Annotated in this window: 12 protein-coding genes; 1 reads left to right on the top strand and 11 read right to left on the bottom strand. The window is 61.7% G+C overall.

Annotated features, from left to right (window positions below; genetic code table 11):
- Nucleotides 1-22 precede the first annotated feature (22 nt).
- The 9 genes from F568_RS0116810 to F568_RS0116770 form a co-directional block, all read right to left on the bottom strand.
- Nucleotides 23-1,498: a mannitol dehydrogenase family protein gene (locus F568_RS0116810; RefSeq protein WP_019019927.1), complete on the bottom strand. Its 1,476-nt coding sequence runs from the start codon at nt 1,496-1,498 to the stop codon at nt 23-25.
- Nucleotides 1,499-1,552: 54 nt separating this feature from the next.
- Nucleotides 1,553-2,176, bottom strand: coding sequence for a nucleoside triphosphate hydrolase (locus tag F568_RS0116805; protein WP_019019926.1), 624 nt, complete (start codon nt 2,174-2,176; stop codon nt 1,553-1,555).
- Nucleotides 2,177-2,323: 147 nt separating this feature from the next.
- Nucleotides 2,324-3,115 carry an L-iditol 2-dehydrogenase gene (locus F568_RS0116800; RefSeq protein WP_019019925.1) on the bottom strand — a complete coding sequence of 264 codons (792 nt, stop codon included), beginning with the start codon at nt 3,113-3,115 and terminating at the stop codon, nt 2,324-2,326.
- Between the two features lie 40 nt (nt 3,116-3,155).
- Nucleotides 3,156-3,839, bottom strand: coding sequence for an HAD family hydrolase (locus tag F568_RS0116795; protein ID WP_019019924.1), 684 nt, complete (start codon nt 3,837-3,839; stop codon nt 3,156-3,158).
- Between the two features lie 19 nt (nt 3,840-3,858).
- Nucleotides 3,859-5,007 (bottom strand): ABC transporter ATP-binding protein, encoded by a 1,149-nt coding sequence (locus F568_RS0116790; protein ID WP_019019923.1) that lies wholly within the window; start codon nt 5,005-5,007, stop codon nt 3,859-3,861.
- 25 nt (nt 5,008-5,032) lie between these two features.
- Entirely contained in the window at nt 5,033-5,881 is an 849-nt protein-coding gene (locus F568_RS0116785) for a carbohydrate ABC transporter permease (protein WP_051087992.1), read from the bottom strand.
- Between the two features lie 63 nt (nt 5,882-5,944).
- Nucleotides 5,945-6,835 (bottom strand): carbohydrate ABC transporter permease, encoded by an 891-nt coding sequence (locus tag F568_RS0116780; RefSeq protein ID WP_019019921.1) that lies wholly within the window; start codon nt 6,833-6,835, stop codon nt 5,945-5,947.
- A 116-nt stretch (nt 6,836-6,951) separates the two neighbouring features.
- A complete protein-coding gene (locus F568_RS0116775) occupies nt 6,952-8,262 on the bottom strand; it encodes an ABC transporter substrate-binding protein (RefSeq protein ID WP_019019920.1) in 1,311 nt (436 codons plus the stop codon).
- Between the two features lie 120 nt (nt 8,263-8,382).
- Complete coding sequence (locus F568_RS0116770) at nt 8,383-9,336, bottom strand: sugar-binding transcriptional regulator (protein ID WP_019019919.1); 954 nt, start codon at nt 9,334-9,336, stop codon at nt 8,383-8,385.
- Nucleotides 9,337-9,729: 393 nt separating this feature from the next.
- On the opposite strand from F568_RS0116770, the gene F568_RS0116760 reads away from it, so the two are divergent.
- Nucleotides 9,730-10,089 (top strand): hypothetical protein, encoded by a 360-nt coding sequence (locus tag F568_RS0116760; RefSeq protein WP_019019917.1) that lies wholly within the window; start codon nt 9,730-9,732, stop codon nt 10,087-10,089.
- A gap of 208 nt (nt 10,090-10,297) precedes the next feature.
- Here the strand turns inward: F568_RS0116760 and F568_RS0116755 are convergent, their stop codons facing one another.
- Nucleotides 10,298-11,116: an ion transporter gene (locus tag F568_RS0116755; RefSeq protein WP_051087991.1), complete on the bottom strand. Its 819-nt coding sequence runs from the start codon at nt 11,114-11,116 to the stop codon at nt 10,298-10,300.
- A 216-nt stretch (nt 11,117-11,332) separates the two neighbouring features.
- Nucleotides 11,333-12,517, bottom strand: a complete 1,185-nt coding sequence (gene pobA / locus F568_RS0116750) for a 4-hydroxybenzoate 3-monooxygenase (protein ID WP_019019915.1) — start codon at nt 12,515-12,517, stop codon at nt 11,333-11,335.
- Nucleotides 12,518-12,578: the final 61 nt, after the last annotated feature.

Genomic DNA, 12,578 nt, shown 5'->3' with positions numbered 1-12,578 from the left:
AGTCTCGACGCTCGCCTGCGGACTACCGCGCTACCAGGGCTTCTACCGTGGCGCGTGCGCCGCGGGCATGCAAGCTTTCCAGTGCGTTGAGGTAGGCCCGGCGGAAACGCTCGTCGTCGGCCAGGTCGCCGAAGAGCTGGCGGTTCTCGATGAAGGCGGTGGGCCACTGGCGATTGTCGCGAGCGATGGTCATCAGCGGCTCCTTGAGCCGGTCGACAATCTCGATGGGCCGGCCCTGCTCATCGGCACCCTCGGCATAACGCGCCCAACTGGCAACGACTGCCGCGCTGCGTTGGATGTCACCATCGCGAGCAAGCTGCTCGCGAATCACCGGCAGCAACCACTTGGGAATGCGGTCGGAACTCTCCGCACATAGCCGCGCCAGAGTGTCCCTGATTTCGGGATTGGCGAAGCGCTCTATCAGGGTCCGCTTGTAGGCGTCCAGATCGACGCCCGGAACCGGGCGTAACGTTGGAGTCGCCTCGATATTCATGTAATCGAGCAAAAAATCGACGAATAGCGGATCCTGGCAGACCTCATGGGCGTAACGGTAACCGGCCAGGTAGCCGAAGTAGGTCAGTGCCTGATGACTGGCATTGAGCAGGCGCAGCTTCATCAGCTCGTAGGGCATCACATCGTCGACAACCTGCACGTCGACCGTCTCGAAGGCTGGCCGCCCCTGTGTGAAGTGATCCTCGAGCACCCACTGGGTGAACGGCTCGCAGACCACCGGCCAGCGATCCTCGATCTCGAAGCGCCGCTGCAACTCCTCGATGTCCGCCGCGGTGGTGACCGGCGTGATGCGATCGACCATGGAATTGGGGAAACTCACCTCGCGCTCGACCCAGGCCCCCAGCTCGATATCCAGCGCCCGGGCATGTGCCGTGAACATGCGCTGGGCAACCTCGCCGTTGCCCTGGATATTATCGCAGGACATGACCGTGAATGGCGCCACGCCCCGCTCACGTCGGCGGCGCAACGCCTCGACGATCAGCCCGAAGGTGGTCTGCGGAGCCTGCGGATGTTCCAGGTCGTGCCTGACCTGCGCATTGGTCAGATCGTACTCGCCGGTAACATGATGAAAGTTGTAGCCACCCTCGGTCACGGTCAACGAAACGATGCGGATGGCCGGATCGGCCATCTGTTCGATCACCGCCTCAGGATCGTCGGGCGCGAACAGGTAGCCGACGATCGAGCCGATCACGCGTGGTTCGTAATGACCATCGGCATGCTTGGTCACTAACGTATAGAGATAGTCCTGGGCGGCCAATGCCTCCTGCATGCGTCGGTCACCCGGCATCACGCCGACTCCGATGATGCCCCAATCCAGCGCCTCGCCGATGTTCATCAGCGCATCGAGGTACATCGCCTGGTGGGCACGGTGGAACCCACCCACGCCGAAGTGGACGATGCCCGGCGTCACGGCACTGCGATCATAGCGGGGCACGGCAACACGGGAATCGAGTCGATCGAGGGTCTGGCGGCTGAGAGCGGTCATGGGCACTCCTTGCGGCAGTGGCAATAGGAAGAAAAGAAGGTTGGTAGCGCGTCGCTAATACCAGCGAATGTCCGGCTCGATGGAAGCCGTCTTTATCAATCGCGCATTGAGCATGTCCTTGTGACGGGCCTTCGCGATGGCGTCCTGTTGATCCTGCCCCATGCCTAGCCAGCGCTGGATCAGGCGCGCCTCCAGCACCTCGTCGGGCACCTCGAGGAACAGGGTCAGATCGAAGTACTCGCGCAATGCCGGCCATGGCGCCTGGTCAAGCAGCAAGTAATTGCCCTCGACGATGACGAGGCGATGCTCGAGCGTGATCAAGCGACCGCCGGCGCGGGCCAGGTCGAGCGGACGATCGAATACCGGCACCGCTACTGGGCGATCTGCGCGCCGGATGCGCTGCAGGTCACAGCGCAGCCCATCGGGATCGAACGTCTCCGGCGCGCCCTTGATCGGCACCTGTCCGCGCGGCTCGAGTACGGCGTTATCGAGGTGGTAGCCATCCATCGGTACCACTGCGGCGATGCCCGGCTGGCGGGCGTTGATCTCACGGGCTAACCACTCCGACAGGAACGACTTGCCCGCCGCCGGCGGCCCGGCCAAGGCAACGATGAAACGCTTTCTGTCGGCAGCCGCGTCGACCAACCGCGCCGCCATGTCGTGAACACTTGGGTCCATGGTTGTATTCCAACTATGCTCGTTTCGATAAATGTCCGAGCGTAAGCACAAGGCGCCCAAAACACAGGAGTCGAGACATGACTGGCTGTTAGGCGAGGCTTCGTGTATTTGGGCAACACAGTGCTTCGTGCGCGCAGGGATTTATCGTCAGCTCATCCAGTTGCCGCCATCGACGTTTAGGGTCTGCGCGACGACATAGTCGCTATCGGCAGTGGCCAAAAATACCGCCGCTCCCGTATGGTCCTCGGGCCGCCCCATGCGCCCATAGGGCACCGCCTCACCGACCAGGCGCTTCTTCTCGCCGAGCGGGCGGTTCTCGTAGCGGGCAAACAGCGCATCGACTTCGTCCCACATCGGCGTGTCGACCACGCCCGGCGCGATGCCGTTGACGTTGATACCATGCTTGATCAGGTCCAGGCCGCAGGACTGGGTCAGGCTGATCACAGCAGCCTTGGAGGCGCAGTACATGCTCACCAGCGGCTCGCCGCGACGCCCCGCCTGGCTGGCCATGTTGATGATTTTGCCGCCCTGCCCGCGCTCGACCATGGCCTGCGCTACCGCCTGCAGAGTGAAGAACATACCTTTGACATTAACGTTGAACTGCCGGTCGTAGCTCTGCTCGGTCACCTCGAGCACCGGCGCCATGTCGAACACCGCCGCGTTATTGACGAGGATGTCGATGCCACCGAAGCGCGCGGTGACGTCCCGCACCAAAGCGGCAATGGAGTTAAGATCACAGACGTTGAGGCGCTGGCCCATGACTCGTTCGCCGCTGGGGTCGAGCCCCTGCTTGAGCTGATTGATGGCCGCATCGATGGCCTGTGAGTCAATGTCTGCCACCACGACGCGCGCTCCTTCCTGCAGATAACGCTCCACGATGGCCAGTCCGATGCCACGCGCGCCGCCGGTCACTACCGCCACTTTGTTGTCGAGTTTCATGCTGTGCTGTTCCTGAGAAGCCTGTGTTCAGTCGTAAGCGCTAGGCCAGACTGCGTCCGCGCGCATCGCGCCAGTGCTCGATCAATGCCTCGAGCCCCTGCATGTCGTTCATGATTTTCCAGGCACCCGCCTTGAGCAGATGCTGCTCGTGCCCGGTCTCGATATGGCTGGCGCCGGTGAAGCCGATCACGGTCATGCCTGCAGCGTGAGCGGCCCGCACACCCGACACGCTATCCTCGATCACCAGACACTCTGCCGGGTCGCAGCCCATGCTGCGTGCCGCCAGCAGATAGACGGCCGGGTCCGGCTTGGGTCGTTCCGCCTGGTCGGCCGTGAACAGCGGCACACTGCCGAGCCACGCATCGAGCCCGGTCGCCTTGAGTGAGGCCACTACACGCTGCCGCCGGCTGTTGGACACGATCGCCAGCGGCATTTCGAGGCGGGCCACTACCTCGGCGACGCCCTCGATGGCCAGCACTTCGCGGGCCAGTCGCGCCTCGATGTCGGTATCGATACGTGCAAGAGCATCGGCGGGCAGTGTGTGAGCGCTGCCGCGCTCGATGTGCTCGAGAATCGACGCTGTGGTCATGCCCAGTGCCTGGCGCAGCGACGCGTCGGGATGAATGTCAGGCAACCATTCGCCGAGCCGCTGGATCAGCGTTTTCTCGGCGATGGCCTCGCTGTCCACCAGTACGCCGTCGCAATCGAAGATCAGGGTTTCCATGCCGTTCCCCGGTGGCTGGTTAGTGACTGGCGGCCGCGGTGGGCGCCGAGCGATTGTCCTGCCGACAGATATCGGCCAGCGGATGCCGATTCAGGCTGGGCAGGGCCAGGCCCTCGCTGTCGAACAGATGGGCACGCCCGGACTCGAAGCCGAAATGCACCGTGTCGCGGACCTGAGAAATGACATCACCATCGGTAACCAGAATGACCGATGTCTCGCCCATCTGTAGGTACAACGAGGTCGACCCGCCCAGGCGCTCGATGACCTGTACTTCCCCTAACAGTGGCCCCCGATCGTCAAGAAGCAGGTGTTCGGGCCGCACCCCGAGCTCAAGGCGTGCGCCCGGACTCAGGTCCCTGCCATCCACGGGTACCTGGCACTGTCCACCGCCAGGCAGGCGCACATCGACCCCGTCGGCACTGGCCGAGATGACTTCAACGTCGATGAAGTTCATCTTCGGTGACCCGATGAAGCCAGCCACGAAGCGATTGCAGGGATGATGATAGAGCTCCATGGGTGAGCCGACCTGCTCGACCACCCCGCCCTGCAGCACGACGATCTTGTCGGCCATGGTCATGGCCTCTATCTGGTCGTGGGTGACGTAGATCATGGTGGCATCGAGTTCGTCGTGCAGGCGCGCCAGCTCGATGCGCATCTGCACGCGCAGTGCCGCGTCGAGGTTGGATAGAGGCTCGTCGAACAGGAAGATGCTCGGGTTGCGCACGATCGCCCGGCCAATCGCCACGCGCTGGCGCTGGCCACCCGACAGGGCCTTGGGCTTACGCTCGAGCAGCGGTTCGAGCTGCAGGATGCGCGCCGCCTCGAGTACCTTCTGGCGGCGCTCTTCCTTGGAGGCGCCGGCCAGCTTGAGGCTGAAGCCCATGTTGTCCTCGACGGTCATGTGCGGATACAGCGCGTAGCTCTGGAAGACCATGGCCAGGCCGCGCTCGGCGGGGCCAACATCATTCATGCGCTGGCCGTCGATCAGAATGTCGCCACCCGAGGTGCTTTCCAGGCCGGCAATCATGCGCAACAGGGTCGACTTGCCACAGCCGGAGGGACCGACGAAGACCACGAATTCCTTGTCGTTGACGTCCAGGTCGACGCCCTTGATCACGCGGGTGTCATCGAACTGTTTGACGACCTGCTTGAGTTGTAGCGTTGCCATGTTCAGCTCCTTGTTCTACTGAACGCTATTTGACGGCGCCGAAGGTCAGCCCACGCACCATCTGTTTCTGCGTGAGCCAGCCGAACACCAGAATGGGGGCGATGGCCATGGTCGAGGCCGCGGAGAGCTTGGCCCAGAACAGGCCCTCAGGGCTCGAGAACGAGGCGATGTAGGCGGTCAGCGGTGCCGCTTGCGACGAGGTGAGGTTGAGGCTCCAGAAGGCCTCGTTCCAGGACAGGATCACCGACAGCAACCCGGTTGAGGCGATGCCCGGCAGGGTCAGCGGCAGCAGCAGATACCAGACTTCCTGGAAGGTGCTGGCGCCATCCATGCGACCCGCCTCCAGGATGTCCTTGGGCAGGTCCTTGAAGAAGGTGTAGAGCATCCACACCACGATCGGCAGATTCATCAACGTGTAGACAATGATCAGGCCGGTACGGGTGTCGAGCAGCCCGGTATCGCGGAACAACAGGTAGATCGGCACCAGTACGCCCACCGGTGGCAGCATCTTGGTGGAGAGCATCCACAGCAGCGTGCCCTTGGTACGTTTGGTGGGCAAAAAGGCCATGGAATAGGCTGCAGGAATGGCCAGCAACAGTGCCAGCAGGGTCGAGCCGAAGGCGACCACGACACTGTTCATGGCGAACTTGAAGTAGTCGGCACGCAGCTGTACCTCAACGTAGTTCTCCAGCGTCGGCGCAAAGATCAGGCTGGGGTCGGCGATGGCCTCGGCCTCGGTCTTGAAGCTGGTCACGATCATCCAGAAGATCGGAAAGAAGATCAGGATGGCCACGCCCCAGCCGAGCACGGTCAGCCATAACTTGCGGCTGTTCACCCCGATCATCGATGCCTTGCGCGGGGTCGCCCGGGCCATTTCACTATCATGGGCCAGAGGCACCTGGCCGGTCTTTACTGTCGTCATGATTCGGCTCCCCGGCTAGCTTTCCAGATTCTTGGCCACCATGCGGACCAGGAAAATGGCGACGATATTGGCGAGAATGATCGCAACCACCCCGCCGGCGGAGGCCATGCCCACATCGAAGTCGAGCAAAGCGCTGATGTAGATGAAGTAGGCCAGATTGGTGGTGGCCAGGCCGGGCCCGCCCGATGTCGTCACGAAGATCTCGGCGAATACGGTGAGCAGGAAGATCATTTCAATCATGATCACCACGCTGATCGCGCGCTTGAGGTGCGGCAGCGTGATATAGAAGAAGACCGCCAGCGGGCCGGCACCGTCCATGCGTGCCGCTTCGACCTGATCGTCGTCCAATGATTGCAGGGCGGTGAGCAGGATCAGCAGGGCGAACGGCAGCCACTGCCAGGCGACAATAATGATGATCGAGGTCAGCGGCAGTGACGAAAACCAGTCCACCGCCGGCAGGCCGAGTAGTTCAGCGACCCAGGAGAGCACCCCGTTGGCCGGGTGCATCATCATGTTCTTCCATACCAGGGCACTGACCGTAGGCATGACGAAGAACGGAGAGATGGCTAGCACCCTAGCGACGCCGCGCCCGAAGAACTCCTGCTGGAACAGCACGGCCAGCAAGGTGCCACCGATGACGGTAATCGCGAGCACCGACCCTACCAGCACCAGCGTGGTGCCCATGGCCGACCACAGGGCCGGATCGGTGAAGAGATATTCGTAGTTTTCCAGCCCGGCAAAGCCGTTCATGCCGGGCATCAGCAGATTGTATCGCTGGAAGGAGAACCATACGGTCATGGCCAGCGGCACGACCATCCACAGAAACAGCAGGGTGACGGCAGGCGCCTGTAGTGACAGGGGACGCGTTCCCCCGACGGTGCGCCCGGAGGCTCGGACTTTATTCATGGCGTTCACGCAGTAGTTGAGTGTCGCCCGGCCGGGGCAGGCCCCGGCCTGTATGGAACGCCGGCCAGTGAAGACTCATCGTCAGGGCCGGCAGCGACGGGGATTGCCTGGGCCAGTTACTTGGGATAGCCCGCGCGTTTCATGGTGCGCTCGGTCGAACGTTGTGCCGAACTCAGCGCCTGTTCGACCGACATGTCGCCGGTCAGGGCCGCCGCAATCATCTGGCCTACCTGGGTGCCGATGGCCTGGAATTCGGGGATGCCTACAAACTGCACGCCTACGTAGGGTGCCGGCTCTTGGGTCGAGTCGGTGGGGTCGGCCTCACGGATAGCGTTGAGCACGAAGTCGGCAAACGGTGCGGCCTGCTGGTAGTTCTCGTTTTCGTAGGTGGATTCACGGGTACCCGGCGGTACACTGGTCCAGCCTTTGGTTTCACCCACGAGTTCGATGTAGTCCTGCGAAGTCGCCCAGGTAATGAAGGTTTCCGCAGCATCCTTTGAGTCGGACGTGGCGGGAATCGCAAGCGCCCAGGACCACAGCCAATGCGAGCCCTTGGGGGTTTCGGCGATCGGCGCCGGAGCGAAGCCCAGTTGGTCGGCGACCTGGGACTCGTCGGGGTTGTAAAGCTTGCCGGCAGCGGAGGTGGCATCGACCCACATGCCGCAATTGCCACGCGAGAACAGCGCCAGGTTCTCGTTGAATCCATTGGAACTGGCACCCGGCGGCCCATAGTTGTTCAGCAGGTCGACGTAGAACGACACGGCGTCCTGCCAGGCCTGGGAGTCGAGCTGGGGGTTCCAGTCCATGTCGAACCAGCGTCCACCATAGGTGTTCACCAAGGTCGAGACGAAGGCCATGTTCTCGCCCCAGCCCGGCTTGCCGCGCAAACAAATCCCATAGACCTCGTTCTGGGGATCATGAATCCTGCTGGCCCAGTCGCTCACTTCCTGCCAGGTAGGCTGATCGCTCATCTCGATGCCGGCTTTCTCAAACAGGGCCTTGTTGTAATACGTCATCGAGCTTTCGGCATAGAACGGCAGAGCGTAGAGGGTGCCGTCATAGCTCAGGCCATCACGGACCGGCTTGAGCAGATCGTTGACCTGGTAGTCATCGGGAAGATCGGCGAGCGGCGTCAGCCAGCCGCGTTCGGCCCAAATCGGCACTTCGTAGGTACCGATGGTCATGACATCGAACTGGCCCCCCTGAGTGGCGATATCGGTGGTCATGCGTTGGCGCAGCACGTTCTCCTCGAGAACGACCCAGTCCAGGGTGATGTCCGGGTGCGCCTTCTCGAACTCGTCGGTCAGGCCCTGCATGATGACCATGTCGTTGTTGTTGACCGTGGCCACGGTGATGGTTTCCGCGCTGGCAGCGGCGGAGACCAGAGCCGTCGCCCCGGCAAGCGGAATGGCGTGACGTAACCGCATGGCTTGCTCCTTGAAGGAGATTGTTGGGTTTATTTTTGATCAATCTACTCAATGGCAATTCAAATGATCAATCACGACCCTAAAAAAAGCAAACCCACCACGCTTAGACTTTGGCCTAAGCTAAGCGCCCTGCTCGATAATGTAGCGCGCCGCCTGCTCATCCGTGATGAGCCCCTGCAACCAGCCACCGCGCAGTGCCGCGAGTATCGCCGGCCCCTTGTCGCGCCCGCCCGCCAGGCCGATCAACGCCTGGTTCTCAAGCATGTCCAGCGGCAGGCTCGTGACCCGGTGGGTGATGGGACAATCGACCAGTTCGCCATCGGCACTTAACGGCCAGCCCAGCAATTCACCGACCGCACCGGCCTCGAGCAACTCCTTGAGTTCCGCCTCGCTGATGAAGTGATCCTGAAACAGCGTCGCCTGGGGGTCGATGCGGCCGATCCCGATGAAGCCCGCCTCGGCCTCCATGGCCACTTGGGTCACAGCCTGGACCAGTGGCTGGGCGAGCAGCGCCCGCTTCTCCTCCACGGACCCGGCCACCACGGGCGCTGGCAAGAGAAACCGCTCGGCATCGGTCTTGTCGGCGAGCACCATCACCCCGTCGTAACGGTTGGCCGAGCCGTCGCGGGCGACGTTACCCACCAGCGAGACGAAACGATGTTGCGGCCGTTCCATGCGGCTCAGTGATTCCACCGTGGCGCGTATTGCACGGCCGGTACCCAGCGACAGGGTCAACGGCTCGCTGCGGTCAACGTAGCGCAGCAAGCGCTCCGCTCCAGCCAGTGCCAGATATGCAGAGCTGTTGTCGCTACGCTCGGTGTCCGAGGGCACCACGTCGCAGAAGGTCAGCCCGAAACGCGAGGTCAAGGCGTCCGCCATCGCCATGCAGTTGGCCATCGGGTGGTCGATATGCACCTTGACCAGCCCCTCCTGGCGCGCCAGCGCCAGCAGGCGCTGCACCCCCGGCCGTGATACTCCCAGCTGGCTGGCGATCTCGTCCTGGGTGCGTCCGCCGACGTAGGAGAGCCATGCCGCACGCGCCGCCTGATCCAGCTTGAGTTCGAATTTGTCCATGAGAAACGCTACCTGTCGTTATCGCTCTATGGAGAAATCATCGCAGCCCATCCATACCGGCACAATCATCCATCCGATGAGCAAAGCGGCCGAAACGCCCGTGCTTCACTGTGCCGTCTCGGCGGCGACCTCGTGAGAACCTTGGCCACGCAGTGTTCTCGTACCGCTCGGTGCGGCTGACGGCGCGTGGCGCCGTGCATGAGACAGGCCAGCAGAGGCGATTCCTGGGCGGCCAGGGTAGTGAGCACTGGCAGAGCCCATGGTGACTGCAACGATTCGGCCAGCTTGATGTCGATGATAATGAGCGCCTCGAAATCGAGGGCAACGATACCCAGCACCGTGAAGTCGAGATACGCATGTACCGTAGCGATTCCACGGTCACCGGAGTGGACGATGACTGACCAACGTCACGAACGCCAGTACAACGCCGCTTGGCAGGCGGCACAGCAATGGCAGGAGCGGGCGCGACAGGCCCGCCCATCCCGCTCAATGAGCGGCCCACGGCTGTTTCTCACCTGGCTGATGTTCGGGACGATGTTGATTGTCGGTACCGTGCTCGGCCTGTTCTTTTTGTTGCTCGGCTGGCTGATGCTGCCTCTCATACGCTATCGCATGAAGAAGCGGGTCGAGGCCTTTCGCGCCCAGCAGGCTCAGGACATCGGTGGAGATTACCGGGGCCATGCGCGCCCGCACGACACTCGGCTGCATGTGCTGGAAGGCGACTATGAAGTCCGCAATAATCGCGAACCATGAACGGGCGCGCAACGAGACCCGCCGCTAGACGAAAAAAACCCGCGTAAGGGTACGCGGGTGAGGTAGGGGTGGAGCTTGAAGCATCTCGGAAAGATGCCAGCATTACCCGTCTGGTTGGCCTCCAGACGTTACTAATATATGTAGTGGGAAGCTGATTCAGCCAATGCATTGTCATCATGAAGGTGATAGTTTCTAACTAACGCTGGTTTCAGTGCCCGTCTGTCGCATCAGGGCGTGCTTCTCTGGCACGCTTGCTCTCTTCTCTGCCCTTCACATGTTGCTGCGTGACCAATTCGGCACGCAGCGAACGTACTTCCTCGGTAAGCAGGGCCACCTGTCGATTGAGATGACGAACCATGTCGCGATCGGCACGGTGCTGACGGGATTCCCGCTCGCTTTCGTCGGCGACGAATAGTGAGCCAACATAGGCTGCAAAGCTGCCAAAGAGACCGACACCGCCCACCATCAGCAGCACGGCGACGATACGGCCCTCCGTGGTGACCGGGTAATAATCGCCATACCCCACCGTTGTCACCGTAACGAAGGCCCACCACAGCGCCTCTTCGGCAGTATTGATCTGGCTATCGGGATTGGGGCTTTCGACGACCAGCATGGTGATCGCGCCAAAGGCCACCAGTAACAAGGTCATTGTCGCCGCCGAGGCGAACACGCCTTGGGCACGATTTCGGAACAGCAACCGCCAGATCATCTCCATCGACTTCAGCGCACGCAGCAGGCGGATGACCTGCACCACGCGAAAGGCACGTGCACCCAGCAACACTCCGGCAGGAATGCTCGCCAAGAGGTCGATCCAGCCCCAGCGCATGAAGCGCCACTTGTCCTTGGCAGCCCGAAAACGGACGCAGAAATCGGTGAAGAAGAACACACAAACGATTACGTCCATGTAGTAGAGCAGCTCAGACACTTCGCTGGGCAGATCGAAGAACGTATCGGCGACCAGCGCGCCGAGCACGTAGAAGGACAGCACCAGAATGAATAACTGGAACGGCGTGATGCGATCGTTCATGACATGGTGAATAGCCGTGGACTCTGGGCCGATGACCATACGTCATGCCCGGCGCAGAGCCAAGGCTCGGCTCGGCTCCTCATCGGCGTGGTCACTTCAGCCGGCTTACTACAGCGCTGCCGAGGAACCTGCAAACTAACAGCCTGTAAAAAAACCCGCCGGGACAAAACCGGGCGGGTCAAGGAGAGCACTGTCAGAGTCAGGATAAGTCGTCGATCATTCCAGCGATTCGTAGGGCAAGCCCACGTAATTCTCGGCGATGGTAGTCAGGCCGGCCTGCGAGCTGGTGTAGTAGTCGAGTTCGGCCTGCTGGATGCGCCGCTCGAAATCCTCGCCATCCGAGAACTTGTGCAGGTTAGTGGTCATCCACCAAGAGAAACGTTCGGCCTTCCAGATGCGCCGCAGACACACCTCGGAATAACGTGCGATCAGGTCGGTGCGCCCCTCCTGATAGACTTTCACCATCAGACGATAAAGCGTGTTGACGTCGCTGGCCGCCAGGTTGAGCCCCTTGGCGCCGGTCGGCGGCACGATGTGTGCGGCATCGCCAACCAGAAACAGACGCCCATACTGCATGGGCTCGGCCACGAAGCTACGCAGAGGTGCAATGCTCTTTTCGATGGACGGACCGGTAACGAGCTTCTCGGCGACATCGTCGGGCAGGCGTGCCTTGAGCTCGTCCCAGAAACGCTCGTCGGACCAATCCTCGACCTGCTCGCCGTCCGGTACCTGCACGTAATAGCGGCTGCGGGTCTTCGAGCGCATGCTGCACAAGGCAAAACCACGCTCATGGTTGGCATAGATCAGTTCATCGGAGACCGGCGGCGTATCGGAGAGAATACCCAGCCAGCCGAACGGATAGACGCGCTCGAAGGTCTTGATGCGTTCCTCGGGAATCGAACGACGCGATATTCCGTGATAGCCGTCGCAACCGGCGACGTAGTCGCAGTCGAGGCGGCAGGTCTCACCATCCTTCTCGTAGGTAATATAGGGATGGTCGGTTTCGAGGTCATGCGGCTGCACATTCTCGGCCTCGTAGATAGTCGTGGCGCCGACCGATTCGCGCGCTTCCATCAGGTCGCGGGTAACCTCGGTCTGACCGTAGACCATGACCGTTTTCCCTCCCGTCAGGCCCTTGAGGTCCACATGGACACGACGGTTGTCGAAGGCCAGCTCGAAGCCGTCATGCGGCATGCCTTCCTCATCCATGCGCTTGTCTACCCCAGCTTCACGAAGCAGGTCGACCATGCCCTGCTCCAGCACACCGGCACGGATCCGGCTGAGCACATACTCACCGGAACGCCGCTCAAGAATGACGTTGTCGATGCCCTGCCGGTGCAGCAGCTGCCCCAGTAACAGGCCGGAGGGGCCAGCGCCGATGATGGCTACTTGGGTTTTCATAAACATATCCTCAATCGTGCTGGAGCGCCCCATCAGGCAGGCGCTATCGATGACTTGTATT

Origin of the sequence: Modicisalibacter luteus DSM 23508 (assembly GCF_000378505.1) — a bacterium.
In the GTDB taxonomy this organism is placed as follows: domain Bacteria; phylum Pseudomonadota; class Gammaproteobacteria; order Pseudomonadales; family Halomonadaceae; genus Modicisalibacter; species Modicisalibacter luteus.
Note: the sequence above shows the minus strand (reverse complement) of the source record. Positions and strands in the feature narration are given on the sequence as shown.

Coding starts and splice junctions, on each gene's coding strand:
- F568_RS0116755 (WP_051087991.1), bottom strand. CDS start 11,116: ATGAACGATCGCATCACGCCGTTCCAGTTATTCATTCTGGTGCTGTCC.
- pobA (WP_019019915.1), bottom strand. CDS start 12,517: ATGAAAACCCAAGTAGCCATCATCGGCGCTGGCCCCTCCGGCCTGTTA.
- F568_RS0116800 (WP_019019925.1), bottom strand. CDS start 3,115: ATGAAACTCGACAACAAAGTGGCGGTAGTGACCGGCGGCGCGCGTGGC.
- F568_RS0116810 (WP_019019927.1), bottom strand. CDS start 1,498: ATGACCGCTCTCAGCCGCCAGACCCTCGATCGACTCGATTCCCGTGTT.
- F568_RS0116790 (WP_019019923.1), bottom strand. CDS start 5,007: ATGGCAACGCTACAACTCAAGCAGGTCGTCAAACAGTTCGATGACACC.
- F568_RS0116780 (WP_019019921.1), bottom strand. CDS start 6,835: ATGAATAAAGTCCGAGCCTCCGGGCGCACCGTCGGGGGAACGCGTCCC.
- F568_RS0116795 (WP_019019924.1), bottom strand. CDS start 3,839: ATGGAAACCCTGATCTTCGATTGCGACGGCGTACTGGTGGACAGCGAG.
- F568_RS0116805 (WP_019019926.1), bottom strand. CDS start 2,176: ATGGACCCAAGTGTTCACGACATGGCGGCGCGGTTGGTCGACGCGGCT.
- F568_RS0116770 (WP_019019919.1), bottom strand. CDS start 9,336: ATGGACAAATTCGAACTCAAGCTGGATCAGGCGGCGCGTGCGGCATGG.
- F568_RS0116775 (WP_019019920.1), bottom strand. CDS start 8,262: ATGCGGTTACGTCACGCCATTCCGCTTGCCGGGGCGACGGCTCTGGTC.
- F568_RS0116760 (WP_019019917.1), top strand. CDS start 9,730: ATGACTGACCAACGTCACGAACGCCAGTACAACGCCGCTTGGCAGGCG.
- F568_RS0116785 (WP_051087992.1), bottom strand. CDS start 5,881: ATGGCCCGGGCGACCCCGCGCAAGGCATCGATGATCGGGGTGAACAGC.